The following is a 25332-nucleotide window of genomic DNA, read 5'->3' as shown; positions in this document are numbered from 1 at the left end:
CTATTCATTTTGTTACGTTTTGAAAGATGCACTTAGAGCGTCTTCTAAGTTTATACCTATCATCACGAGATAAAGTGGAATGTCTTGTTGCAGAGCAATAGGTGTTAATTCGATTTGTTGTTGTGTACATTGGACAAGGTAAGTGTAAGGTTTATCAGCAAAGCGCATAAAGCCTTTTAGTCTATATACATGTGTTGGTAAATGTTCTAAATGATCGATAAATGTATGTTGATTAACTATCGTCGGCTGTTCAATAAAAATATGATTCAGACGATGGTGATGTTGTCCAGAAGGCTTAGCATGTAAAGCCTGTGGTTGTATTAAATCACTTAAAGCTAATTGGCCTTGAACGCCCACTCGCACATCTGCATCTTGATGTTGTTGGCCTATGTTAACCAGAAATTCACTTAAGCTGTCTAAATCAACTCGATCTATTTTATTGATGAATAGTGTAGAACTATGCTCTAGTTGTGCAAAGAACAAGTGCTGAATGTCATCAGGATAGGTTGATAGCTTATTTGCCATTGCCGCATCGATGACATTGACAATACTATCAATACGAACGATAGGACTAAGCACTGGTGTTAAACATGCATCAACAACTGCCAGTGGTTCAGCCACGCCACTGCACTCGATAAAGACAACATCTGGTTGATAGTGTATATAAAGCTGATGTAGTTGTTCCGAAACATCCGCTTTCATAGCACAACAAATACAGCCTGATGTTATTTCTTCTAAAGGAATAGGTTGTTCAATTAGTAAGCCATCGATACTTTGCTTACCAAATTCATTCATAATCACAGCCGGATGCAAGTGATTGTCTATAGCATCTTTAACTAAATGATTTAACAGGGTAGTCTTCCCGCCGCCTAAAAAACCACCAATAATGATAATTCTCATACGATTGCCTCCTTATTAATGTAGCCAAATGGTGCAGATACGAACGATAAACCATGTAACCGTTATACACAAGCTTGCAGTTATCATTTGTTGTGAAATCATTTTCAAGCTTTGCAACCATCCTAAATGTCGTATTAACATAGTCATTGTAACAGTACATGATGTGAACGTTGAGCTGAAAAACACTAATAGTAGCAACTGTAAACTACTTAACTGCTTAAGCCAGAATCCATCATGCATATTGAAAAGCAACATGCCGTCCTTGCGTATAATTGAAAACAATATACCGGGAGATAACTGTGTTGGTATATTGAGATAAGATAATAAAGGCATAAAAATTTGTGAAATAAACGTTAATATGGGCGTTAATGCTAAGAGGCTAACAATAACACAAATGCCTATAAAAATAGGTAATGCTTGTAGCAAAAACATACGCACATTACACCATAAAGCATTACATAAAGAAAAAAACTGTGGCCAATGAAATTTAAAATTGTGATAAAAGTTCGAATTGGTTATTAATCTTTGCTGTTGTCGGTTCCTCCACAACTGGTTGTGTAACATACCGCCTAAAAAGACTAAAATTAAGTACGGTACAAATAACCAAGAGCGCTGTGCTACGTTGAAAATAGAAAGGGTTGCACCAATTTGATAGCTACAAGAGCTACCAAAACTAATTAAACTCATACACTGTGCTTTAGTACATTGGTGACATTGAGAAGCCGCTTGTGATACCGCTGCAGCATTACAACCGAAGCCTTCAAGCACGGGGATGATATCAGCTCCGTGTAGGCCCAACTTTTTCATAGTAGGCTCGATAGCCCATACAATATATTCTTTAAGATGTGTTTGAGCAACAATGGCTGTCGATAAGCTGATTAATATAACTACTGGTAACGCCCATATAAGTGAATAAGTACCTAGTGAGCCAATGCCATAATCTCCAAATAATATCGAATTTACCCAATGTTGACTGAATAGAGATAGCTTGGCTAAACGTTGTATGCCTTCTTCTACATAAGCAGTTTGTAAGCATGCTGAAAAATGATACGCCCCCCATACGGGTAGTGCAAACATAATCACAATCAATAACCAACCGAAAGACATATCACGCTTTTTTGGTTGTATCGTTTTGCATAACTGTACAAATTGAGTGAGTTGTTTCACAATGGCTTCACTATTCAAAGGACTTACTAATATGCGTTCATACAAAGAAATATCTAATTGATGTTTTACAATCCATTGGCGTAATAAAGTTTGTTGCTGGGTTGTTAGTTTAGTAATATTTGTTAACTTTAGATAATGAATATCATGTGGTATGGCATCATGTGTACCATTTTTTAAATCAAAGGTTATCTCTAGCATGAGCAGTTCACATCACAGCATTCATAATCATCTAGGTACATTTGATTATGCTTATAGCGGTCAACGATATTTTGATTGCCTGATAATCCTTCACGATCAGCAATTATCTTCGCTAATACCGCAAAACGTGCTCTAAATTTATAAATGTAGCATAACGTTGCATTGTTATGGCGGACTGTTGCACCAATCATAAACACATTTGGATATCGGGTTGATTCGTCTTGGTCTGTAAGTTTAATGTCTTGACCGTTAATATCAAAAAGTTGTTGTACCAATGGATTGGCCCTGACATCAAAACCAGTTGCAATAATAGGCTCAGTTTCAGATTGAGTAATAAGCCCATTTGTAAACGTTAAAGTATAGATGTCATTATCATATGAGATAGATGCTAATGTATAAGGTGTATGCATATCAATTTGAGCACCATTAGACATGGCACTTTTCAAACGATGATAGGTATATGATGATAAGCGAATACTTGGATCTGCATCCACTTGATTGAAACTTGATTGCTGTGCATAAATTGATACTTGGGCACCAACGTTAGACAGATGTATGGCAGCGTCAAAAGCACTTTCATTACCACCGATAATAGTGTAGCGTTTGTTGTCTTGTCCTAACGTGTTGAAATCATGGATCTTGCTGTAATGGCGACCATATTGAAATGGTTGATATGGAAAGTCAAAATCACCAGTAGCAATAAATAAATAATCAGCAGAGTAATCGCCATGATTTGTCTTTATGTAATAACAATCTTTCTTTGCTTCTATACTGTTTACAGTCGTCTTGGTTTCAACATTTAATTGATAATGTTGACTAATCAATTCCAAGTATTCACCATATGTTGAACCTGAAAGGTGCTCTTCTTTAAAGGTAAATGCTGGAGAAGTATCGATTGACACGGCATTAATATCAGGCATACCGAAGCCATTAGTAGTAAATGATGGCGTAATGGTTCTGGTTGACTTTGGCCATTGCTTAAAAGAATGACCAATACTATTTTTTTCTAAAATTAAGACGTCGGATAGGTTAAAATCTTGAAGGGTAATCGCCATTCCAATGCCAGCTGCACCAGCGCCAACAATAATAATAGAGTGATGTTGAGACATATATATGCTCCTTTATATAATTATAAATAGTAATGATTATGATTTGTAATTATATAATGAATATCCGGTGAATTCAAATGAAAGTAATAAGTAGAAGATTGAATAAAGTAAGAATCATAAAAACAACCAAGGCTTGAGGGTGTGTACCTTGGTTGTTCTGGTTATCATAGATGAGGCATTATTAAGGAGGCAAGTTGATGCCTTAATGATATAAAACGTGAGCTATTTAAGGCTTAATTGCAAATGCACGAACGGGGAATCCTGGTGCATTTTTAGGTTTAGGACTAATGGCATAAATAATGGCACCACGGGTTGGTAATTGATCAAGATGAGTCAATAATTCAAGTTGGAATGTGTCTTGACCTAGCACATAGCGTTCACCAACAATATCACCATTTTTAGCTGTATCTATTGAAGCATCTGTATCAAATGTTTCGTGACCAATAGATTTTACCTGACGTTCTTCTAGTAAGAACTTTAATGCGTCAAGTCCCCAACCTGGTAAATGTTGTTGACCTTTAGCATCTCTGTTTTCAAAGCGTTCTATATCAGGCCAGCGTTTTGACCAATCCGTACGCAAAGCGACAAAGGTATCAGGTTCAATTTGACCATGTTTCGCTTCCCAGGCTTCTAAATGAGCTCGAGTGACGACGAAATCATTGTTGTCAGCAGCTTCTTTAGAAAAATCCAACACGATAAGAGGCAGAACGAGTTCTTTTAAATCTAAGTCTTCTAAATAACGTTTACCTTCAACAAAGTGAATAGGTGCATCAATATGTGTACCATATTGTGTCACAATATTCCAACGTTGCACGTAAAAACCGTGTTCTTTTACAGTGAATAGTGTATCCACTTGACCTTTTTCGAATTCACTAAAACGAGGAATATCTGGATCAAACGTATGTGTAAGGTCAACCCATTGTGCTGATTTTAATTGATGAAGTTGTTCCCATAAAGGATAAGTTGTCATTACAATCACCTACTTTGAATAATATTAATCGTGATGAGTCTGGAATATCATCATATTTTAGGCTCTGAGCCCTATATTGGCAGTTGTTGACTGGATTGAAAAGCGCTTATACCAAGCTTTTTTAATCCTAGTCAACCTTGCCGGTGCCGGACTACGAATTCATATTAAACTCTGTCCCGCTCCCATCTTAAATCATCAGCGTATTAAGAAATATAAGATGTGTCTTATTCAGCGCGTTTTTTCTTCACGGTATTTACCAAGACGGTTAAAGCAGCTTTAACTTCATCTTCTTTACGTGTTTTTAAACCGCAATCTGGATTAACCCAGAAGAGTGAACGATCAATTTGTTGAAGTGAACGATCGATTGCCGTTTCAATTTCATTTTCAGTAGGAATACGTGGACTATGGATATCATAAACGCCTAGACCAATACCTAAATCATAGTTGATATCTTCAAAGTCTTGAATTAAATCGCCGTGACTACGTGATGTTTCAATTGAAATCACATCAGCATCTAATTCATGAATCGCATTGATGATTTGACCAAATTGAGAATAACACATATGCGTATGAATTTGTGTATCATCTCGCACAGATGATGTCGCAAGTTTAAATGAATGTACTGCGTCTTTTAAGTATTGTGCATGATATTCAGAGCGTAGTGGTAAGCCTTCACGTAATGCAGGTTCGTCTACTTGAATTACTTTGATGCCTGCAGCTTCAAGTGCTAACACTTCTTCATTGATTGCTAATGCAATTTGATCTTGTACAATTTTACGAGGTACATCGACACGTTCGAATGACCAGTTCAGAATGGTTACAGGACCAGTTAACATACCTTTTACCGGTTTGTCTGTTAAACTTTGAGCGTATACTGTTTCTTTAACAGTAAGTGGTTCGGTCCATTTTACATCACCGTAAATTACAGGTGGTTTTACGGCACGAGAGCCATAAGATTGTACCCATCCAAATTTTGTTACAAGGAAACCTTGTAATTTTTCTCCAAAGAATTCAACCATATCATTACGTTCAAATTCACCATGAACTAACACATCTAAACCGATATCTTCTTGAATTTTAATCCAACGCGCAATTTCACTTTCTAAGAAATCATTATAGGCTTTATCTGAAATTCGATGATTTTTCCAATCTGCTCGATATTTACGCACTTCCCGTGTTTGCGGGAATGATCCAATCGTTGTTGTAGGTAAGTCAGGTAAGTGTAAACGTGCATCTTGAGCTTTTTTACGAGCTGGGAATGCTGATTGACGATGTGTACGTACACTTTCAAAATCATATTCAAGATTTTTAAATGATTGACTTTGGAAACGTTCATAACGTGCTTTTAGTGCATCATATTTAGTGCTATCATTGTTGTTAAATAAACGACGAAGCGCATCCAATTCATCTAATTTTTCAGTAGCAAAGCTTAACCCTTCAGCGACTGACGCTTCTAATGTTTCATCATCTAATGATACTGGAACATGCAATAATGATGATGATGGTTGAATCACAATATGTTCTGTATATTGTTGCAATGTTTCAATGAGATTTTTCTTAGCTTCAATATCTGCAGCCCATACATTACGACCATCGATAATACCTGCGTATAATGTTTTTGAACGATCAAAGTCTCCGGCTTGAATTTGTTTTAAGTTGTAACCATTGTCATGAACAAAGTCTAAACCTAAGCCACCAACTGCTAAAGTACTTAAGAATTTAACATTAGCACGTTCAAAATATGTTTGAATGACTAATTTTTTGCCCAAGCCATCATGAGCTAAATAATCATATGCTTCTTTCGTGATTGTTTCATAATCACTGCTGCTATCAGTAACTAATATCGGTTCATCTACTTGAATGTATTGTGCACCAGCGTCAACTAATTGTTGTAACACTTCTTTATAAAGTGGTAGTAATGCACGCACTTTTTCCTCAAAAGATTGATGACCGCCTTTTGATAATTTTACAAAAGTAATAGGTCCTACAATGACAGGATGTGCATTGATATTTAGTGATTGTGCATATTTAAAGCGTTCTAACAAAGCATTATATTCGATTTTAGGAGTAACATTGTCCCATTCTGGTACGATATAGTGATAGTTGGTATTGAACCATTTGATTAAGGCACTAGCTACGTGTTCTTTATTTCCGCGTGCGATATCGAATAATAAATCATCATTCACTTCTCGGCCTTGGAAACGTTGAGGGATAATATTGAATAATAGGGATGTATCGAGAATATGGTCGTAAAGTGAAAAATCTCCTACAGGTACACTATCTAAATTGTAATTTTTTTGAAGTAGTAAATTTTCTCTGTGTAAGTCAGTTAATGTTTGGTCTAATTCAGCTTTATCAATTTTTTTAGCCCAATAACTTTCTATGGCTTTTTTCCATTCTCTTTTTCTACCTAATCTTGGGAATCCTAAATTTGAAGTGTTAATTGTTGTCATAATATTGCCTCCTTATTAGTGGTGATTGATCGTGAGTACGCTGCGAGTTCTAGAGAGTAATCTACACGCTGAAATGGTGTGATGATATACAATCCGTTAAAATATTGATGTACTGTATCAATCAAATCTTTTGATAGTCTTAAACTCAATTCTTTCGTCTTTTCTTTATCATCTTTAACTGCTTTAAACTGATTTAATACACTTTCTGACATCTTGATGCCTGGCACTTCATTATGTAAAAATAGTGCATTGTTGTAACTTGCAATAGGCATAATTCCTATAAATATAGGTATATTTAGATGTTTTGTTGCTTCATACACTTGAATGATTTTTTCTTTGCTATAAACCGGTTGTGTAATGAAATAACTCATGCCGCTTGCTATTTTCTTTTCTAAGCGTTTTACAGCGCCATCTAACTTTCGTACGTTTGGATCGAAAGCGCCAGCGATGTTGAAGTTGGTATGTTTCTTCAGCGCATCACCGTCTGTATTAATACCTTGATTAAAACGTAAAGCTAATTCTGTTAAACCTTTAGAGTTGACGTCGTAGACATTCGTTGAACCTGGTAAATGTCCTACCTTAGATGGATCTCCAGTAATAGCTAAAATTTCATTGACACCTATTAAAGATAGGCCTAATAAATGAGATTGTAAGCCAATTAAATTACGATCTCGGCAGGTAATATGTACTAAAGGTTCAATGTCATAGCGCTGTTTAATTAGACTGGCAGCAGCGATGTTACTAATGCGAACAGTGGCCAGCGAATTATCTGCTAACGTTACAGCATCGATATGTGCTGCATCCAATTTTCCTATATTTTCAAAGAATAAATCTGTATCCAAGTGCTTTGGAGTATCTAGTTCGACAATTACCGTTGGGCCTTGTTTAACTTTAGAAGTTAGTGATTGTTTTATCGAATCTGTTCGACGCTGATTACTCTTTTTATGAATAGGAATAACCTTTTTATGGTTAACAGGTGAGAGGTGTGACACCGAGGATTTAATGTAATGAATGTGTTGTGGTGTCGTTCCACAACAACCCCCAATCAAGCGTACACCTTGTTCGATTAATTTTTCTGCTACAGCACCAAAGTATTGTGCATTGTCACTATATTTAAATTCACTGTTTTCAATATCTAGTAAACTGGCATTGGGATAACACGAAAGATATGCATTATCTGGCAATGCGATATGAGAAAATGATTTTTCCATATGATGTGGTCCGTGATGACAGTTCAGGCCAACCACATCAGCACCACAAGTAACAAGTTGTGCTAAGGCATCATTGATTTCTGTACCGTCAACAAGATAAGTTGTGTTTGAAGCGGTTAATTGTGCGACTACCGGAATGTCATAATTACGTTTAGTCCAGGTAACAATACGTTTCAATTCATCTAAGTCGTAATATGTTTCAAATAGCAGTGCATTTACACCTTCTTCAATCAACGTATCAATTTGATTTTCCGTATGATACTGTATCGTTGATAAAGAAATATCATCTTGTTTAATACCGCGAAATCCGCCTACAGTACCTAATATAAATGTATTTTTAGTCGCAGCGCGCTTTGCAATTTTAACAGCAGCCTTATGAATTTCTTTAACTTTATGTTCTAAACCAAAGGGTTTTAATTTTTCAAAATTAGCACCATATGTGTTGGTTTGAATAACATCGGCGCCTGCCTCGATATATGAGCGATGAATTCGTTCAACTTTATCAGGATGAGTTAAGTTATAGGCTTCTGGGCAAGTATCTAAGCCTTCTGAATAAAGAATAGTACCTATAGCGCCATCAGCTACTAAGATATTGTTTTGTAACTGGTTGAGAAATTGACTCATTAAAAGCCTCCTTTAGTGCAAATTTGATGTCGGCAATCAGTTCGTCAGGTTGTTCTAATCCTACACTTAATCGGAATAAGCCAAAGGTAATACCGCGTTGATTTCGCACATCTTCTGGAATAGCTGCATGTGACATAGTAGCTGGATGAGATAAAATTGTCTCAACACCGCCTAAGCTGACGGAAACTAATGGTAGTGTCAATGCATCAACAAAGGTTTGTGCTTTTGACTCATCCTTTAATCTAAAGCCTATGACAGCACCGCCACTAGATGCTTGCTGCAGATGTTTAGCATGATTTCCTGGGTAATAAACTTCGGAAATTTCAGAACGTTGAGATAAAAATTCGACTAACCGTTCTGCATTGGCTGTAGCTTGCTTAAAGCGTACTGGCAAAGTCTTAAGATGTTTAGCTAGTGTCCAACTATCTTGTGCTGATAATGCGGTGCCAGTACCGTTTTGTAATAAGTAAAGTGCTTGAGCGACATCTTGTCGATTTGTAATTGCGGCACCTGCAATAATGTCACTGTGACCACTTAAAAATTTAGTTGCTGAGTGTACAACAATATCAGCGCCTAATGCTAAAGGTGACTGGCCTAGTGGTGTCATAAATGTATTATCAACCGCTAATAATAACTGATGTTGCTGTGAGATTTGGGCGACAGCACGAATATCAGTGATCTTAAAACATGGGTTCGATGGTGTTTCAACGTAAATCAACTTTGTGTTAGATTGAATCGCCTGTTCAATGTTATTGGGTTGTGTGGTATCGACAGTTGTAAATTCAATACCAAAACGGTTCAATATTTGTTCTGTTAAACGGAATGTACCTCCGTAAACATCATCAGGAAGTATGACATGGTCTCCGGACGACAGCGTTAACAATACAGCCGAGATAGCTGCAATACCTGAAGCATAAGCAAACGCGTAAGTCCCACCTTCTAACTTAGCTAATTTATCTTCAAGCAGTTGCCGGTTTGGATTGCCACTACGTGCGTAATCAAATGGTGCATTGCCACCTAATACTTGTTGATGAAATGTTGAAGAATCATACAGTGGTGGGTTTGCTGAGTCATAATCAATACCGCGTCGTTCATCAAAAATGACTTCAGTTTCTTTAGATAAAGCCATATCATCACTCCTCTTTAGCTTGTGTTAAAGCTTGAATAATATCTGCTTCAATATCTTGGTAATGTTCAATACCTATAGACAAACGTATTAAATATTCATCGATGCCACGTTTATCCTTTTCTTCATCTGGCATATCGACGTGTGTTTGCGTGTATGGGAAAGTAATAAAAGTTTCTGTTCCACCTAAACTTTCAGCGAATATACAAATTTCTAAATTTTCCAAAAATTTAGCAACTGAATAATGTTTGTTGAGACGTAAGCTTAGCATGCCTGTTCGTCCGCTATATAAAACTTCATCAATAGCTGCTAAGTCGTTACAACGCTGTGCAAGTTGTTGGGCATTTTGTTGAGCCCGTTCAACTCGGAGATGAAGTGTTTTTAAACCACGCTGTAATAAATAACTGTCTAATGGTGAGAGTGTTGCACCAGTCATATTATGAAATTGACCTAATGTTTCTGCTAATTGCGTATCCTTGACCGTGACGACGCCAGCCAACACATCATTATGGCCACCAATGTACTTTGTTGCTGAATGTAGCACTATATCAGCACCTTCAGTCAACGGTGTCGATAAGTATGGCGTAAGAAACGTATTATCGATAATCGTCAATAATCCATGACGCTGACTGAGATCATAATAAAGCGTGACATCAATTTCTATCATTTGTGGATTTGAGATCGGTTCAATAAACAATGCTTTAGTATGTGCATTGATATGCTGTAAAACGTCATCATAATTTAAGAAATCGACATATTTAAATTTAATGCCATATTGCTGTTCATAAAAATCAAACAGTCTAAATGTCCCACCATATAAATCAAATGCGACAAGCACTTCATCACCTGGTTTAAAGAGGTTACAGATAAGTTGGATAGCGGCCATGCCACTCGACGTCGCAAATGAGGCAACACCTTGTTCTAGTGCAGCGAATGCTTCCTCAAATGCACTGCGTGTTGGATTCTTTGTGCGCGAATAATCATAACCTGTTGATTCACCAAGATGAGGATGTTGAAATGCTGTTGATAAATAAATGGGATTCGCAATGGCGCCGGTCGCATCTTTAGTTAAAGCGATTTGAGCCAATTGTGTATCTTTCATATCAATGTCCTCCATTCCGTTTTTCAATAAAAAAAGCTTCCGTCCTTTAAACCCGATAGTTATCGGATGTAAAGGACGAAAGCTTGTTTCGCGGTACCACCTTTGTTTGTTACTTTATTGCTAAAGTAACCTCATTCAGTACGCCATATTTGTCTAGACATAAGTGAAACGAATATCACGTTTAGCCACGATTAATGTGAATTTAGAACACATTAAAAAACTCATTTAGTTCTAAAGAATTAAACGAGTATTAACCGGCATATCGTGACGTATTGCATTCCAGTACGCCATTCAACAAAATGTTAATACTGTATCGCTATAACGGGCGAACCCGTTGATACCTCCTATTGGTATCAACACTCAAAGGCCATTTTCAAACATGCTTCCAATGTTTCCTTTCAGCAAATGGAAACTCTCTGTGCTTGTAGTGTATGCTCTACTTTCCTTATTACAGTGTGTAGTGTTTTTGTAATGATATTTCATAGCTTACAGCTCAAAATTTAATTTGTCAACAACTTTTCTGAAAATTTAGATTAGAAAATTAATTCCGATAGATTATCGTAAACGATAAAACATGTGAGATAAATTAGATAAAAAGATTTTATTTTTTGGCTAAGGGTACGGTTAGCACTTGTGAAAACCACAATTAATTTTTAAAATAATATAAAGTAATAGAACACAATCATTTGATGTATAAAATAAATTTAGTAAAGGGAAGATGAGGTGAGAATTAGTGGCTATAGAAAATGATCATCGCCTACAGATAAATGAAGATGAGCAGATACGATGGATTGCAATTGAAGAAATTATGCCTAATCCATATCAACCAAGGAAAAATTTTGATGCAGAACGACTAAACGATTTAGCTGAGTCAATTAAAATTCACGGTATTTTACAACCCATTGTGCTCAGACAAACGGTTCAAGGATATTATATTGTAGTAGGTGAGAGACGTTATAGAGCTTCTCAACTTGCTGGATTGACAAAGTTGCCATCAATTATAAAAGAGTTATCTGATGCAGATATGATGGAACTCGCTATTATTGAAAATTTACAGCGTGAAGACTTAAATGCAATTGAAGAAGCAGAAAGTTATCAACGATTGATGGACGATTTGCAACTTACGCAACAAGAAGTCGCGCATCGCTTAGGTAAATCGCGTCCATATATTGCCAACATGTTAAGACTTCTGCATTTGCCCCCATCACTTAAAGATAGTGTACAACGAGGAGAACTCAGCGGCGCACATGGCAGAACATTACTCGGAATCAAGGATAAACAACGTATGATTCAAGTGGGCAGAAAAGCGTTTAAAGAATCATGGAGTGTAAGGTATTTAGAAAAGTATGTGAACAACATTCAAGAGGGAAGTCAGCCTTACCCCAAAGTAACTAAGGAACCACTAAAACCTAAATTCATTCAAAAACAAGAGCGGTTATTACGAGAACAATATGGTGCAAAAGTTGATATCTCTACTAAAAAACAAGTTGGTGCAATTACGTTTGAATTTAAGTCGAAAGAAGAATTTGAGCGGTTAATTAAATTATTGCATGATAAGTAATGCACGTTTTTTAGTCTTACTTACCCAATTTGAGGTTCGGATAATAAAAAGTGCATGCATATGATAGCAATAAGGTGTTACTATATAGCGGTGGAAAATGAAAACAAAAATCGTGATGTTGTTCATTATTCGAACCGTAGACGGATGACGGTATAACCGAATTTATATATAATGGCATAATTGTCGAAACATAGGGAGGTTTGCATAAATGAATCAAATAAAAAATGTACTAGCATCATTATTCGAACCGCTCACTAAGGTCGAAACATATGAAAACTTAATTACAAAATTAGCTTTAATCTTAATTTATATCTTAGTAGCAATCATTGTTATATCCATCTTAAATAAAATTATTGCTCAAGCGTTTAAAATCCAAAACAAGAGTAAAAAAGGAAATAAAAAACGTTCGAAAACACTCATATCCCTTGTACAAAATGTCGTAAAATATATTGTTTGGTTTATCGTTATTACAACCGTCTTAAGTAAATTTGGAATAAGTGTAGAAGGCATTATTGCTAGCGCTGGTGTGGTGGGATTAGCTGTAGGTTTCGGAGCCCAAACGATTGTAAAAGATGTTATCACGGGATTCTTTATTATTTTTGAAAACCAATTTGATGTTGGAGATTATGTTAAAATCAATAGCGGTGGAACGACAGTTGCAGAAGGTACAGTTAAATCGATTGGTTTGCGATCAACACGCATTAATACAATAACTGGAGAATTGACTATTCTTCCTAATGGTAGCATGGGTGAGATAACAAACTTTTCAATTACGAACGGTACTGCAATTGTAGTTATTCCTGTATCAGTTGAAGAGAATTTAGATGCAGTTGAAAAGAAATTAAATAAATTGTTTGTGTCAATGCGTAGTAAGTATTATTTATTTGTAACAGATCCAGTTGTTCTTGGGATAGATGCAATTGAGAATAATAAAGTAACATTTAGAATTTCTGCAGAAACCATTCCTGGTGAAGGTGCAGCTGGTGCACGTATTTTACGTAAGGAAATTCAAAAATTGTTTGTCCAAGAAGGTATTAAATTGCCTCAACCGGTCTTTTCTCAATACGAAAGTCAACAAAAGAGCAAATAAGGATTGGAGGTAACTTTATGACGTCAAAGTATGGAATAAATGATATAGTAGAAATGAAAAAACAACATGCTTGTGGTGCGAATAGATTTAAAATTATTCGTATGGGCGCTGATATTCGTATCAAATGCGAAAAATGTAATCGCAGCATCATGATTCCACGGCAGACGTTTAATAAGAAAATGAAAAAAATCGTTGTATCACAGCAAGATACAGAAAGTAAGGAGAATGAATAATGGCTTTAACAGCAGGTATTGTAGGTTTACCTAATGTAGGCAAATCTACCCTATTTAACGCAATTACTAAAGCAGGGGCTTTAGCAGCAAACTATCCGTTTGCTACCATTGATCCTAACGTTGGGATTGTGGAAGTGCCAGATACGCGTTTAGATAAATTAACAGAAATGGTAGAACCAAAGAAAACGATTCCTACAGCATTTGAATTTACAGATATTGCTGGGATTGTTAAAGGTGCATCTAAAGGAGAAGGTTTAGGCAATAAATTTCTATCACATATTCGTGAAGTAGATGCAATTTGCCAAGTTGTACGTGCATTTGATGATGATAATGTGACACATGTCGCTGGTCGCGTAAATCCGTTAGAAGATATCGAAGTCATTAATATGGAACTCGTGCTTGCAGACTTAGAATCAGTTGAAAAGCGTTTACCACGTATTGAAAAAATGGCTCGTCAAAAAGATAAAACAGCAGAAATGGAAATGCGTATTCTAAATCGTATTAAAGAAGCTTTAGAAGAAGGCAATCCAGTGCGTAGCCTTGAGTTTAATGAAGAAGATCAAAAATGGGTTAATCAAGCACAGCTATTAACATCTAAAAAAATGTTATATATCGCTAATGTAGGAGAAGATGAAATTGGCGATGTAGAAAACGATAAAGTAACAGCAATTCGAGAGTATGCTGCAAAGGAAGATTCTGAGGTTATCGTAATCAGTGCAAAAATTGAAGAAGAGATTGCAACACTTGATGATGAAGATAAAGCGATGTTCTTGGAAGACTTAGGCATTGAAGAACCTGGTTTAAATAAACTTATCCGTACGACTTATGATTTGTTAGGTTTATCAACATATTTTACGGCGGGTGTGCAAGAAGTACGTGCTTGGACATTTAAACAAGGTATGACGGCTCCACAATGTGCAGGTATTATCCATACAGATTTTGAACGTGGTTTCATTCGTGCAGAGGTAACAAGTTATAAAGACTATGTCGAATATAATGGTGAACAAGGTGCAAAAGAAGCTGGGAAACAACGTTTAGAAGGTAAAGACTATATCATGCAAGATGGAGATATTGTTCACTTTAGATTCAATGTCTAAAATTGGAATGATAACAATAAATTGCTAACTCATAGATAAAAAACAATGTAAGCTTCGAAAATGGCTAATGTGACGAGGGGCTTACATTGTTTTTATTTATTAACTTTGGAAAAGTATATATTGTGATTTAAGTTAAAATTGAATGAATAAGTTAGTTAACTGAAGACTTATACTACAAAATTGGTGTGGTCGTAATTGTTTCATGTCACTATTTATGAATAAGATAATGTCAAGATGATTTAAAAGAAAGGTATCACTTTACTCGCTTCAACAATATCTTCTGTGCTAAAAAACTGTTTACCTTCACCAGTATAAGCGGGTTGAAGTACCAAGTTTGCTTTAGCACAATAGAGCCAATCTGGGTGGATACCACTATTTAGAATGTCTTGAAATTCTTGAAAATCCTTAGACCAATCTAAATTTAACTGCATGTTAAACACCTCACATCGATATTATAGAACATACGTTCTGTTTTGTAAAGTGCTATTTAACCTAGTTGATAAAAAAATTCTGATTAAGATTTTGACTTACATAGTTAGCATCAACATTTTGTTTGAGTTCAGATGCATAATAGTGATCCGTGTATTGCCATAGGACATGTTCGCTTTGAGGTTCAGTTTGTTGATACGCTGCTAACCAACATCCATCATAAGCATTAATGGCGTTAGCAACATGATTTAACATGAAATTCTCGTAAGAATAGAACAATACCTTTTTATTTCCCGCTAACTTTTTCATTTCAGCAGCCCAAGCTTGAGTGGCAGCATTTTCATCACCAGATTTAACCGTTTGTTGTTCATAATCATTAATGTAAAAATCAGCTTTAGGTGCACGTTGATGAAGTGTACGAGCCTCATAACGCGCATCATCGGCATTTTCATACATACTATAAGAATAAACACCAAATTTCATATTGTATTTATCTAAAAGTGCAGAATTGTTTGCTAAACATTTATCGACATATTCAGAGCCATATTGTCCGCGAATAATGATGAAGTCATAGTTTTTCTTTAATGCTTTTACTTGAGCATCGGTAAGTGCACCTTGCCATTCAGATATATCTAAAATTCTTTTGCTGGATGACGAAACATTTGCCCGTGGTTTAGTTGGCATGCCTCCTCGGCCGCCTGCACCACTATTTATGTATTGTTTGTAACCAGAGCCCATTGTACCTTTATGATATTGATATACTGGTTTTTCTGCTAAAGCTGTGGTGGTACATAGAGTTGTCAGTAAAATTAAGAGGGTTATAATCGATCGTGATATTTTTATAAACATTAAGAGCCTCCTTATTATGTAAACTACAGTTGAAAGTGTTTAAATATTTTTTGAATGGTTCGTATAGAGGGTAAAATATTTAAAATGTATTAGCAACCATGTGTATTGCTCGATATATGAAATAGGCAATAAGTTTGATTTAAAAATAAAATGCGCACTATATTTTGGCGGTATGCGACATGTAAAAGACAAAATAATATAGATTGTAAAAAGTAAAACCCTATGCTATAATTATGGACTGTGAGTAATGAAAATTATTCCTTGCTTATTGATAAAGTTAATAAGCCGCATAGACCACAAGGAGGTGCAATTATAAAATGAGAACATATGAAATTATGTATGTCGTACGTCCAAATATTGAAGAAGATGCTAAAAAAGCTGTAGTAGAACGTTTTAACGGTATCTTAGCTTCAGAAGGATCAGAAGTTTTAGAAGAAAAAGATTGGGGTAAACGCCGTCTTGCTTATGAAATTGAAGATTTCAAAGAAGGCTTCTATAACATCGTACGCATTAAAACAGATAACAATAGAGCGACTGACGAATTCCAACGTTTAGCTAAGATTAATGATGATATCATTCGTTACATCGTTATCCGTGAAGACCAAGATAAGTAATAATTAGACGGGGGCGCTTATATGTTAAATAGAGTTGTATTAGTAGGTCGTTTAACCAAAGATCCAGAATACAGAACTACTCCCTCAGGCGTAAGTGTAGCGACTTTTACTTTAGCTGTTAATCGTACATTCACGAATGCTCAAGGGGAACGCGAAGCTGACTTTATCAACTGTGTTGTTTTTAGAAGACAAGCAGAAAACGTTAATAACTATTTAAATAAAGGTAGTTTAGCCGGCGTTGATGGTCGCTTACAATCACGTAGTTATGAAAATCAAGAAGGTCGTCGTATTTTTGTTACCGAAGTTGTATGCGACAGTGTTCAATTCCTTGAACCTAAGAACGCACAACATGGTGGCCAACGTTCACAAAACAATGAATTCCAAGACTATGGTCAAGGATTCGGTGGTCAACAATCAGGACAAAATACGTCATATAATAACAATAACGCATCAAAATCTAATCAAAACGATAATCCATTTGCCAATGCTAATGGACCGATTGATATTAGTGATGATGACTTACCATTCTAAAAAAATGAACGCATGAAATAAAAAATATTAAAGGAGGCAGTTAACCATGGCAGGTGGACCAAGAAGAGGCGGACGTCGTCGTAAAAAAGTATGTTATTTCACAGCAAATGGCATTACACATATCGACTATAAAGACACTGAGTTATTGAAACGTTTTATCTCAGAACGCGGTAAAATTTTACCACGTCGTGTAACTGGTACTTCAGCTAAATATCAACGTATGTTGACAACAGCTATCAAACGTGCACGTCATATGGCATTATTACCATATGTTAAAGAAGAAAACTAATATATAGTTTATTATAAAACCCCGTAAGCATAGGCTTATGGGGTTGTTTTTGTGTTTTGGAATATAGAAAAAGGGCAGAAAAAGGGCATGATATGACAGTTTTGCTTTATAAACCTAAAAAATACGCTTTTGATATAGACGTATTTCAAACAATATTGATAGTTTCTAATTTATTCATCATATCTTTAGTCATCTGATCAGTAACATGTGTGTATATCTCTAAGGTGGTTTTGTAGTCTGAGTGTCCTACACGGTCTTGTATAGCTTTTAGGTTAATCCCTAATTGCGCAAGTGTGGATATATGCGTGTGACGTAATGTGTGCGTTGTAACACGTTTCTTTATTGAACTAATATCAGTAGCCTCTTTGATGATGTTGTTTATTTTATTCAAGTCGATAGGGCTACCAGCTGTATTTGTGAATACATAACCTCTATCAATAAAATCTTCATTCCACTGGTTTTCTTTCTTATTCTCTAAAATAAGTGTTTTAAGTAAGTTGATACTTTGGGTAGTGAGTCCGATGGTTCTATAACTTTTACTTGTTTTAGTAGTTTCTTTTACTCCGAATGCTCCCGTTTCTTTATCAGTTACCCAATTAATTGTACCGTCAATTTCTAGTGTTTTATGCTCAAAATTTATATTGTCTTTCTTGATAGCAAGTAGCTCGCCGATACGCATGCCATTGGCAATTTGAAACTGTACTATAGCTTTAACCATGTTGTAGTTACGTTTGCGAGATGAATGGTTTTTATGCTTAATTAGATAGTCGAAACAATCTAACAACTCTTTAACTTCGCTATCTTCTAAATAATTGTTTCGTTTAGCTTGTAGTTCATCTCTAGTTTTAGCTTTTTTAGGGATATCAATTTTATCTAGTACACTTATATCTTGTAGATCATAGTATTTAAACGCATATTTGAACACAGAACGAATAATGATAACTAGTGATTGAACATGACCTTTACTGTGTAATTTAGCCCACTCGTTAATAATATCTTGTAGGTATGTATGCGTGATGTTGTTTATCAGCACTTCTTTATCAATAGCATTTTTAACTGTGTTTGTATTGCTAATCTTTTCTTTGATTGTTGTAGCCTTTGAACCAGAATGATTTTTATAATACTCTAACCACTCATCACATGCAGCATGGAAAGTTAGTGACTTAAGTGTAGTAGGTGTCTTATCGTTCAACTTCGCCTCTATACGCTTATTTAAGAGTTTCTGAGCCTCCTTTTGTGATTGCTTACCATTCTTATTAAGAACCACGCTAACACGTCTCCATTTGGCAGTGAGAGGGTCTTTGTACTTCTCATAGAATCTATATTGAACGTCTCCATGCTTATTAGTAAATTTCTCATGCCACATGTGAATGAGCCTCCTTAAAATTATGAATAATATGTTTTAACTGTAGAAATATTTAATATAATTTTTCATGAATAAGTCACTTCTTTTCCAACCCTCAACGTTATAAATATGTTTAGTTCGACCATAAGTGATATAAAGGTTAGCCATGCTTGTATTTATACCATTTACATTTTTAATAGGGTAAACCGTTTTAGCAAAGCCATTTTGAGCAGTTAAGAAATAAATGTTTTCGGTTGTTAAAATTAAAATACCTTTATCAGTTGTTTCCAGATGATAGCCATATCGTTTATAATTTTTGACGTTTTTAGTAGCCCTAGCATTAACTACATCAATTACATGTTCAGTATCAGTTTTAATTTTATTGTAGTAAGCTGTAGCTTTTGAATTTGTTACATTAGCATCAATAAAATCTACACCGAAATAATCATGTGATCTTTGAATAGCAATTTGTTTTTCTTGTTCTCTAGCTCGCTCTTTTTCTTTAATTTTTTCTTCTTTCTTCCTTAAACGTTCATTTTGTTTAAATTCTTTATTACTAGTTTGTTTTGGTTGTTGAACCTTTGTATTGTTGTTTTCTGCATTAGTATTAATGGATTTTTTATCAACTAGTACAAATTTGGTTAAAGCAACTATTGATAAAATAAAAGCAATAATACTAATACCTTTGTTTGCAATACCAAATAAACTAGAAAATAAAATAACCCACATTATCCATTTATTAATTTTCATTGTTTTCCCCTTTGTTTAATTTTGTATTATTTTTGATTTTCATCATTATATATTCTTTGAATTACTGAATTAACAATCTCACTTAACATTTTTTTATCGCTTTCTGATAAAACTTCATTAAAACCAAAAGAATTTTTGTTATCTATGCCACTATAAAATAGTTTATATTCAGACTGGTTTAATAGCCATTTTAAATCAAAGTAAGGCTCGTCTATTTCCTCAATTTGGTATTGATTAAATTCGTTCATAGTAAGTTTAATTTCTTTTCTTTGGATTTTACTTGAATGCTTTTTTTGTTCTTCTTGGAATTTTTTAACAAACTGGTCATATTCTGTTCTCAATTGTTCATAGCTTATTTTTTTGTTTTCACTAAATATAGTTAGTAATTTTTCAATATCATCATGCATTTGAGATTGATCCATAAACAATACATACCAAAATAAAATATTTTTAGATGGAAAACGCTTACCATTTTCTAATTTACTAACATACACATCTGATACACCTAAGTACTTTGAAAGAGTATCTAAAGTTAAATCTTCTTCTTTTCTAAATTTTTTGAGAATGTTTGAAAAATCTTCAAGACTATTTTGTTGCATGTTTTATCAATCCTCCTGTAAATATCCTATTGTCTATGTTGATTATTATACTTTTATTCTTATTGTTCGTAAACAAGTAAATAAAAACTTGCCAAAAGAAAGCTAAGATGTTACTATTTGTTTGTAAACAAAATTAAAGTTTACAAACATTTAGCGTGAGGAGGTGTTTTTATGATTGCTAAAGTGAATTATTTGAAACGTTTGATTGCATTTGAAGGATTGAGTTTAAAAGATTTTGCAAGCGAAATAGAAGTGAATTCTAACTTTTTGAATTCCATTGTTAATGGTAAAAGAACGACATCCCCAAAAACAGCTAATAAAATAGCGAAAAGACTCAATGTTGATATAAAAGATATTTTCATCTTTATAGAAGAAAAAGAGGGGGTTAAATAAATGCCTAGAACAAAATTGCAAGATTTTCCATCAAAAGAAAATACAGTTACAGAACCTAAACAAGTAGTAGTTAAGCCAATCATGGCAAAGCCTAATGCTATCGCTAAACTATTCGGAATTTCTTATTCATCAGTTAATAGAATTCTCAAAGAATACGATAAAGATAACAAAGGTGTAGAGGATCTATATTTCAGCTTGTCATCTACAATGACAGTTATCTCTATTGATGGTTTCAGAGAATATTTAAGTAAACGTCATAAAGGATGGTTATAAAAAGGAGGTGTAAAACATGATGAAATTTACATTTAATATATTGGTTCTTTCAATAATCTCATTCCTTAGTGGTTGGTTACTGGGAATACATGTAGCGTTTGCTATTTATTTATTAGGTAGCGTAATTGCACTATTAAATTATGAAAACTTGGAGGTTCAACCAGATGAACAATAAACAAGAATTAAACAAACAAATTAAATTCAGAGAGGAAAATGAAAAGATGAAAAATTTAACTAATCAAGATTTTAAAACTATCAAAGGAAAATTGAACTATGAGCATATGGTGAATGGTAAAAAACATACTAGTAAAATGATTAAATTATTACAAAAACGTCATGCTAAAAATGTATCAGTTATTAAAAGTGAATATCCATATTTAAGTGATAACGAAATTTTAGAAATTCTTGCAGATTATCGAGAATACGAAGATTTACTATCAGCAACAGAAACTTTTATAGACTTCCCTAACATTTACGAAGGTTCTAATATTAGCAAATTCCTAACTTTAGATGATGTTGCAGAATTAAAAATAGCTATTGAAGAAATGACGATTTTTGTTGAAAGTTTGGAGGACAATGAATAATGAATTGGGAATTAAGAAATTTATTTGATGATTTAGAAGTAGTACAAGAGAAAATTAATGATGTTGTAACATCTTTTGTATGGTTTGATGATGAGTATTTCACACATGAACCTAATCATATGTTAACTAAAAAAGAAATATATACGCATGGCTGGAAATATCACGAGCATCGTATCAAAAACACACAAGTCATTGATTTAATGCTTATGTATATGAGAGATTTTGACGACATTATGAAAAAAATCCGTGACATAGAAAAAACGTTACCTGAGAACTTTGGCGAGGAATCAGATAACGCATAATATAATTATTTTAATTAATATCAGAGCAATAGGAAAATACTCTATTTGTATTATAACACCTTTGCTCTTGTTTTAATACATGGAGGTATAAATTTGAGCATAATTCAATTAGAAAATGATACTCAGGTGAGTGTTGTTTGGTATGGAAATGAAAAATCAACTTCATTCAAAAACTTCTCTCAACCTAAGTGGAGTGAATTGATTAGTCGTTTATCCATTCCACAAAATAATGGAAATAAGTACGCTAGAGGGACAGCAGTATATGGTGATGTTGCTGATGGTGTAGATGATGAAGGTAATGAATATCGAAAATATAGAAATAATGACAATGTACTTTATAGAGATGTACTTGTACTTGATTATGATGACGAAGATGATTTGAACATGCTACACAAGTCAATTAAAAGCGAATTAGAGGGCTTTGCATGGTTTTGGCATACAACATTCAGACACACAAATGAAAGTCCTAGAATACGCTTGTATGTGCCACTGAGTGAGCGTATAAGTGCAAATGAATATCGTGCATATGTGAGAACATTAGCACAAAAAATTGCGTGCAAAATTGATGAGGGCAGTTATCAACCATCTAGGGCTATGGCGTTACCCGTCAGAAAAAGTAATGAAAGTCCTTTTGAATTTCAATTTAACGATGCTGCAATATTAGATAAATCGATACTTAAAGAGTGGGCTAAATTATTTGATATTTCTACTCAAGAAAATTCTACTCAAAACTTTAAAAGACGTGACGCAAGTCATTGGGAAGAAAAAGCATTTGGCGTTAGTGAGGGAGGACGCAATTCATCGCTAACAAGTATTTTAGGCCACTTATTTCAGCGTAGAGTGAATGAACACATTATTTATTCTTTCGCTCAGATGTGGGGGCAATCATGCACACCACCAATGAATGAACGTGAGATAAACACTACTTTTTATTCAATTATGAAAAAACACTATAACAACTAGAGAGGAGTTTTCTATGAACTTTACTAATGATGAAATTATGAACGAAATTAAAGAGAATATGAATAAAAAGACATATACTCCCAATCTTATTCCAGATGGTTACAAAGTGAAGCCTAATAGTTATGGTGCAGCACTTTATCAAATTATCCCAAGTAGAAAAGATGGTGAACCAGATAAAGAAAGATTTATCACTACTACTATTCCAGAAATCAATACTAGGTATGAAAATATTGAAAATGGTGAAGTGAGTTATAACATGCACTTTTTTGATAATAGAACACCAGTAAATTTAAATGTTACTGCCGAAGAAATCACAGATAATAGACAACTCCTCAAACTAGCAAATAGGAAACTAGATGTAACTTCAAATACTTCATCAAAATTAGTTGATTACATCAATCAATCTAAGAGATATAGTCCACCTATCAATATAAAGGTAGCAACTCGATTAGGTCATGTAAAAGATTACTTCATTTATCCATATAAAGACGAAATGGAACATGAAAATATCAAGTTTTTTAATAATGATAAAGGCTTTCAAAAGCTAGTCAATTCATTTAAATCTAAAGGGACAATTGAAGATTATTCAAAAAAAGTATTTATAAAAATTAAAGATTTACCTATGGTTATGGTGATGTTATATGCCTCACTAGGTTCGGTATTACTTTATGAATTTGATATTATGCCATTTATTGTTGAACTTGCTGGAAGTACTTCAACAGGTAAAACATTCACTTTAAATCTAGTAGCTAGTGTGTGGGGTACTACTGACCTTACAACTACATGGAGTTCTACTAGAAACAGCATTGAGGCTATGGCTGCATTTTTGAACTCTTTTCCAATGTTTAAAGATGATACACGTAATATATCACCTAATTTTATAGCTAATGCAGTCTACAATTATTCAAGTGGTGAAAGTAAAAGCCGAAGTAATAAGAATTTAACTATTGATGAAAAGAAAGAATGGAAAAATATAATGCTTTCTACTGGTGAGGCCTCAATTACGAATATGGCAGAAGATAAAGCAGGGGTATCGGCTCGTGTCGTTACTTTAGAAGAACAACCTTACCCAGATAATTTTGATTTTATCTCATTAGATCATGAATTTAGAGAAAATTACGGAACGCTAGGAATTGAATTTATTAAACAGTATCAATCAAAAAAAGATGAATATAAAGAAAGCTTTGAAAGTTATTTAAGATACTTTAATGAAAAAGGTATCAACGAAGTAATGCAACGTATTGGGAAGTGCTTTGCCTTATTACAGCTTACCGGCGAAATTCTTAATGATATTGATGGCTTTGAACATGACTACTACAAGATTATTAATCAAGCATATGAAAATATGTTGAAGAATAATAAAACGATAGATAAACCTAAACAAATGCTTGAGGATATGCTGCAATATTTAGATGCTCACCGAAATAATATAACCGGAGATGGATATAGTCACGTGAAAAATGGAGAGATTAAAGCAGTATATAAACGTGGTTACCTATGTATTTTAGGCGATACAGTAAAAGATATATTAGGTCATGAAATGTACACCACAACAAAACAATGGGATAAAAAAGGTTATTTAGTTAAGAAAGAAAAAGACCGTTTACAAATACAGGTTAGACATGAGACTAAAAAACATAGAGGCTTTGCTATTAAAGATGAAGTTATAAAAGAAATGGGATTTGATTTCTCAAATTCTCACAATCCACATTCAAAATTTTAAAAGTACCACATGTACCCGTTGAGTACCCACTTAGAAATAGAAAACGGGTACTCGATAAACATTGTAATAACAAGGTTTAAAAAAGATAGTACCCGAAGTACCCACTAATTAATAATAGTGTATATAATTTTAAGAAATTTAGATTTTATAACTAATTAATACTCACTATTTAAATGTACATGCTAAAAGCATTTTAACGGGTACAACGGGTACTAACAACCTTAAACCCTTGTCTATCAACGATTTCAAGAGTACCCACTCAATAATTAATAACGGGTACGCATTGGGTACTAGTACCACATTTAATTAACATGGAGGTTAAGTATGCCAACAATTACAGAAATAGGACACCAACAATTTAAGATGTTTATAAATAATGATAAATTTCAGCAACATGTGAAGAAAGAACAAGAAAACATGGCCAAAGGTTTGATTATAAGTCTGTTAGCAAATCCAACTGGAATACATCAAACTTTTATACAAGAAGTCATTCAACTAACCAAGAAATGCTATCTCTATTGTGATGGTGGAGATATATTATTGATTACTAAAGATTTCAAAGCACTTATAAAATTTAACATTAGAAAGCCGAACCCGTTATTTAAACAACATTTTAATACTAGTTGGATCATTGAAATAGATAATTTGAATTCACTTAAAAAAGGACATGGCAAGATGCTGCTAAAAGATGTATTAGCAATTTCTACAAAGCTCAATCTTGAGTCTTGCTTATGGACTGAAAGCGATAATAATACAAAATATTTTGAAAGACATAATTTTAAAAGTATCGGTAAAGTTGGAAAAGATAATGAAAATTTAATGATTAGAAGGAAGGAACGTGTATAGT

At 34.2% G+C, this 25332-nt stretch carries 28 protein-coding genes and 1 other annotated feature; of the genes, 15 read left to right on the top strand and 13 right to left on the bottom strand.

All coding sequences use genetic code 11. The features are described 5' to 3' along the window. Positions 1-12: 12 nt before the first annotated feature. From AL499_RS06590 to AL499_RS06555, 8 genes are all read right to left on the bottom strand, one after another. Entirely contained in the window at positions 13-900 is an 888-nt protein-coding gene (locus AL499_RS06590) for a CobW family GTP-binding protein (RefSeq protein WP_002492020.1), read from the bottom strand. Between the two features lie 15 nt (positions 901-915). Next, positions 916-2265, bottom strand: a complete 1350-nt coding sequence (locus AL499_RS06585) for a nucleoside recognition domain-containing protein (protein ID WP_002492013.1) — start codon at positions 2263-2265, stop codon at positions 916-918. Next, positions 2259-3374 (bottom strand): NAD(P)/FAD-dependent oxidoreductase, encoded by a 1116-nt coding sequence (locus AL499_RS06580; RefSeq protein WP_002492021.1) that lies wholly within the window; start codon positions 3372-3374, stop codon positions 2259-2261. The genes AL499_RS06585 and AL499_RS06580 overlap by 7 nt, the downstream gene beginning before the upstream one ends. A gap of 226 nt (positions 3375-3600) precedes the next feature. Further along, the gene (locus AL499_RS06575) at positions 3601-4344 is read right to left on the bottom strand and encodes a cyclase family protein (RefSeq protein WP_002461090.1); all 744 of its coding nucleotides are present in this window, start codon (positions 4342-4344) and stop codon (positions 3601-3603) included. A gap of 224 nt (positions 4345-4568) precedes the next feature. Further along, positions 4569-6797 carry a 5-methyltetrahydropteroyltriglutamate--homocysteine S-methyltransferase gene (metE, locus tag AL499_RS06570; protein WP_002479233.1) on the bottom strand — a complete coding sequence of 743 codons (2229 nt, stop codon included), beginning with the start codon at positions 6795-6797 and terminating at the stop codon, positions 4569-4571. Further along, the gene (locus AL499_RS06565; RefSeq protein WP_002492034.1) at positions 6794-8632 is read right to left on the bottom strand and encodes a bifunctional homocysteine S-methyltransferase/methylenetetrahydrofolate reductase; all 1839 of its coding nucleotides are present in this window, start codon (positions 8630-8632) and stop codon (positions 6794-6796) included. Before AL499_RS06565 ends, metE begins: the two co-directional genes overlap by 4 nt. Then, entirely contained in the window at positions 8586-9761 is a 1176-nt protein-coding gene (metC, locus tag AL499_RS06560) for a cystathionine beta-lyase MetC (protein ID WP_002461093.1), read from the bottom strand. Before metC ends, AL499_RS06565 begins: the two co-directional genes overlap by 47 nt. 4 nt (positions 9762-9765) lie before the next feature. Next, positions 9766-10860, bottom strand: a complete 1095-nt coding sequence (locus AL499_RS06555) for a PLP-dependent transferase (protein ID WP_002479235.1) — start codon at positions 10858-10860, stop codon at positions 9766-9768. Positions 10861-10928: 68 nt separating this feature from the next. Continuing rightward, positions 10929-11321 (bottom strand) — a binding site (T-box leader). Between the two features lie 272 nt (positions 11322-11593). On the opposite strand from AL499_RS06555, the gene AL499_RS06550 reads away from it, so the two are divergent. From AL499_RS06550 to ychF, 4 genes are all read left to right on the top strand, one after another. Then, on the top strand, positions 11594-12421 hold the full coding sequence (locus AL499_RS06550; RefSeq protein ID WP_002492025.1) for a ParB/RepB/Spo0J family partition protein: 828 nt from the start codon (positions 11594-11596) through the stop codon (positions 12419-12421). Between the two features lie 208 nt (positions 12422-12629). Beyond that, on the top strand, positions 12630-13511 hold the full coding sequence (locus tag AL499_RS06545; protein WP_002479237.1) for a mechanosensitive ion channel family protein: 882 nt from the start codon (positions 12630-12632) through the stop codon (positions 13509-13511). Positions 13512-13528: 17 nt separating this feature from the next. Beyond that, a complete protein-coding gene (locus AL499_RS06540; RefSeq protein WP_002479238.1) occupies positions 13529-13744 on the top strand; it encodes a DUF951 domain-containing protein in 216 nt (71 codons plus the stop codon). Continuing rightward, positions 13744-14841, top strand: a complete 1098-nt coding sequence (gene ychF / locus AL499_RS06535; protein ID WP_002479239.1) for a redox-regulated ATPase YchF — start codon at positions 13744-13746, stop codon at positions 14839-14841. The genes AL499_RS06540 and ychF overlap by 1 nt, the downstream gene beginning before the upstream one ends. 239 nt (positions 14842-15080) lie before the next feature. On the opposite strand, the gene AL499_RS06530 is transcribed toward ychF, so the two are convergent. Beyond that, positions 15081-15272, bottom strand: coding sequence for a hypothetical protein (locus AL499_RS06530; RefSeq protein ID WP_002479240.1), 192 nt, complete (start codon positions 15270-15272; stop codon positions 15081-15083). Positions 15273-15333: 61 nt separating this feature from the next. Next, positions 15334-16119, bottom strand: coding sequence for a GH25 family lysozyme (locus tag AL499_RS06525; protein ID WP_002461100.1), 786 nt, complete (start codon positions 16117-16119; stop codon positions 15334-15336). Positions 16120-16436: 317 nt separating this feature from the next. Here AL499_RS06525 and rpsF point away from each other — a divergent pair, with 317 nt between their 5' ends. The 3 genes from rpsF to rpsR are packed head-to-tail and all read left to right on the top strand — an operon-like array spanning position 16437 to position 17553. After that, on the top strand, positions 16437-16733 hold the full coding sequence (rpsF, locus tag AL499_RS06520; RefSeq protein ID WP_002461101.1) for a 30S ribosomal protein S6: 297 nt from the start codon (positions 16437-16439) through the stop codon (positions 16731-16733). Positions 16734-16754: 21 nt separating this feature from the next. After that, entirely contained in the window at positions 16755-17264 is a 510-nt protein-coding gene (ssb, locus tag AL499_RS06515) for a single-stranded DNA-binding protein (RefSeq protein WP_002461102.1), read from the top strand. Between the two features lie 46 nt (positions 17265-17310). Further along, on the top strand, positions 17311-17553 hold the full coding sequence (gene rpsR, locus AL499_RS06510; RefSeq protein ID WP_002461103.1) for a 30S ribosomal protein S18: 243 nt from the start codon (positions 17311-17313) through the stop codon (positions 17551-17553). A 145-nt stretch (positions 17554-17698) separates the two neighbouring features. Here rpsR and AL499_RS06505 read toward each other — a convergent pair whose 3' ends face one another. From AL499_RS06505 to AL499_RS06495, 3 genes are read right to left on the bottom strand one after another with little or no spacing between them, the layout of a single operon-like run. Next, entirely contained in the window at positions 17699-18919 is a 1221-nt protein-coding gene (locus AL499_RS06505; RefSeq protein WP_002492008.1) for a tyrosine-type recombinase/integrase, read from the bottom strand. Between the two features lie 36 nt (positions 18920-18955). Further along, positions 18956-19648, bottom strand: coding sequence for a hypothetical protein (locus tag AL499_RS06500; protein ID WP_002459649.1), 693 nt, complete (start codon positions 19646-19648; stop codon positions 18956-18958). 26 nt (positions 19649-19674) lie between these two features. Further along, positions 19675-20247, bottom strand: a complete 573-nt coding sequence (locus tag AL499_RS06495) for a helix-turn-helix domain-containing protein (protein WP_002459648.1) — start codon at positions 20245-20247, stop codon at positions 19675-19677. 171 nt (positions 20248-20418) lie between these two features. Here AL499_RS06495 and AL499_RS06490 point away from each other — a divergent pair, with 171 nt between their 5' ends. The 8 genes from AL499_RS06490 to AL499_RS06460 all read left to right on the top strand — a co-directional run bounded on the left by AL499_RS06490 (position 20419) and on the right by AL499_RS06460 (position 25331). Next, positions 20419-20640, top strand: coding sequence for a helix-turn-helix transcriptional regulator (locus AL499_RS06490; protein ID WP_002492076.1), 222 nt, complete (start codon positions 20419-20421; stop codon positions 20638-20640). Further along, entirely contained in the window at positions 20641-20913 is a 273-nt protein-coding gene (locus AL499_RS06485; RefSeq protein ID WP_002492070.1) for a helix-turn-helix domain-containing protein, read from the top strand. It begins immediately after the preceding gene. Between the two features lie 16 nt (positions 20914-20929). After that, positions 20930-21088 (top strand): hypothetical protein, encoded by a 159-nt coding sequence (locus AL499_RS12650; RefSeq protein ID WP_002492040.1) that lies wholly within the window; start codon positions 20930-20932, stop codon positions 21086-21088. After that, on the top strand, positions 21078-21497 hold the full coding sequence (locus AL499_RS06480; RefSeq protein ID WP_002492019.1) for a hypothetical protein: 420 nt from the start codon (positions 21078-21080) through the stop codon (positions 21495-21497). The genes AL499_RS12650 and AL499_RS06480 overlap by 11 nt, the downstream gene beginning before the upstream one ends. Continuing rightward, complete coding sequence (gene tscT / locus AL499_RS06475; protein WP_002492064.1) at positions 21497-21799, top strand: type II toxin-antitoxin system toxin TscT; 303 nt, start codon at positions 21497-21499, stop codon at positions 21797-21799. Before AL499_RS06480 ends, tscT begins: the two co-directional genes overlap by 1 nt. Before the next feature lie 93 nt (positions 21800-21892). After that, positions 21893-22762, top strand: coding sequence for a primase alpha helix C-terminal domain-containing protein (locus AL499_RS06470; protein ID WP_002492075.1), 870 nt, complete (start codon positions 21893-21895; stop codon positions 22760-22762). Positions 22763-22775: 13 nt separating this feature from the next. Next, complete coding sequence (locus AL499_RS06465) at positions 22776-24485, top strand: DUF927 domain-containing protein (RefSeq protein ID WP_002492057.1); 1710 nt, start codon at positions 22776-22778, stop codon at positions 24483-24485. A gap of 324 nt (positions 24486-24809) precedes the next feature. Then, positions 24810-25331: a hypothetical protein gene (locus tag AL499_RS06460; protein WP_002492062.1), complete on the top strand. Its 522-nt coding sequence runs from the start codon at positions 24810-24812 to the stop codon at positions 25329-25331. Position 25332 lies beyond the last annotated feature (1 nt).

It is taken from the genome of Staphylococcus lugdunensis (assembly GCF_001558775.1).
GTDB lineage: Bacteria > Bacillota > Bacilli > Staphylococcales > Staphylococcaceae > Staphylococcus > Staphylococcus lugdunensis.
This window is presented reverse-complemented; position numbering and strand designations above follow the sequence as displayed.

Coding starts and splice junctions, on each gene's coding strand:
- AL499_RS06465 (WP_002492057.1), top strand. CDS start 22,776: ATGAACTTTACTAATGATGAAATTATGAACGAAATTAAAGAGAATATG.
- tscT (WP_002492064.1), top strand. CDS start 21,497: ATGAATTGGGAATTAAGAAATTTATTTGATGATTTAGAAGTAGTACAA.
- AL499_RS06540 (WP_002479238.1), top strand. CDS start 13,529: ATGACGTCAAAGTATGGAATAAATGATATAGTAGAAATGAAAAAACAA.
- AL499_RS06580 (WP_002492021.1), bottom strand. CDS start 3,374: ATGTCTCAACATCACTCTATTATTATTGTTGGCGCTGGTGCAGCTGGC.
- AL499_RS06490 (WP_002492076.1), top strand. CDS start 20,419: ATGATTGCTAAAGTGAATTATTTGAAACGTTTGATTGCATTTGAAGGA.
- rpsF (WP_002461101.1), top strand. CDS start 16,437: ATGAGAACATATGAAATTATGTATGTCGTACGTCCAAATATTGAAGAA.
- AL499_RS06545 (WP_002479237.1), top strand. CDS start 12,630: ATGAATCAAATAAAAAATGTACTAGCATCATTATTCGAACCGCTCACT.
- metC (WP_002461093.1), bottom strand. CDS start 9,761: ATGGCTTTATCTAAAGAAACTGAAGTCATTTTTGATGAACGACGCGGT.
- AL499_RS06585 (WP_002492013.1), bottom strand. CDS start 2,265: ATGCTAGAGATAACCTTTGATTTAAAAAATGGTACACATGATGCCATA.
- metE (WP_002479233.1), bottom strand. CDS start 6,797: ATGACAACAATTAACACTTCAAATTTAGGATTCCCAAGATTAGGTAGA.
- rpsR (WP_002461103.1), top strand. CDS start 17,311: ATGGCAGGTGGACCAAGAAGAGGCGGACGTCGTCGTAAAAAAGTATGT.
- AL499_RS06575 (WP_002461090.1), bottom strand. CDS start 4,344: ATGACAACTTATCCTTTATGGGAACAACTTCATCAATTAAAATCAGCA.
- AL499_RS06485 (WP_002492070.1), top strand. CDS start 20,641: ATGCCTAGAACAAAATTGCAAGATTTTCCATCAAAAGAAAATACAGTT.
- AL499_RS12650 (WP_002492040.1), top strand. CDS start 20,930: ATGATGAAATTTACATTTAATATATTGGTTCTTTCAATAATCTCATTC.
- AL499_RS06480 (WP_002492019.1), top strand. CDS start 21,078: ATGAACAATAAACAAGAATTAAACAAACAAATTAAATTCAGAGAGGAA.
- AL499_RS06555 (WP_002479235.1), bottom strand. CDS start 10,860: ATGAAAGATACACAATTGGCTCAAATCGCTTTAACTAAAGATGCGACC.
- AL499_RS06505 (WP_002492008.1), bottom strand. CDS start 18,919: ATGTGGCATGAGAAATTTACTAATAAGCATGGAGACGTTCAATATAGA.
- AL499_RS06525 (WP_002461100.1), bottom strand. CDS start 16,119: ATGTTTATAAAAATATCACGATCGATTATAACCCTCTTAATTTTACTG.
- AL499_RS06500 (WP_002459649.1), bottom strand. CDS start 19,648: ATGAAAATTAATAAATGGATAATGTGGGTTATTTTATTTTCTAGTTTA.
- AL499_RS06530 (WP_002479240.1), bottom strand. CDS start 15,272: ATGCAGTTAAATTTAGATTGGTCTAAGGATTTTCAAGAATTTCAAGAC.
- AL499_RS06460 (WP_002492062.1), top strand. CDS start 24,810: ATGCCAACAATTACAGAAATAGGACACCAACAATTTAAGATGTTTATA.
- AL499_RS06590 (WP_002492020.1), bottom strand. CDS start 900: ATGAGAATTATCATTATTGGTGGTTTTTTAGGCGGCGGGAAGACTACC.
- ssb (WP_002461102.1), top strand. CDS start 16,755: ATGTTAAATAGAGTTGTATTAGTAGGTCGTTTAACCAAAGATCCAGAA.
- AL499_RS06495 (WP_002459648.1), bottom strand. CDS start 20,247: ATGCAACAAAATAGTCTTGAAGATTTTTCAAACATTCTCAAAAAATTT.
- ychF (WP_002479239.1), top strand. CDS start 13,744: ATGGCTTTAACAGCAGGTATTGTAGGTTTACCTAATGTAGGCAAATCT.
- AL499_RS06565 (WP_002492034.1), bottom strand. CDS start 8,632: ATGAGTCAATTTCTCAACCAGTTACAAAACAATATCTTAGTAGCTGAT.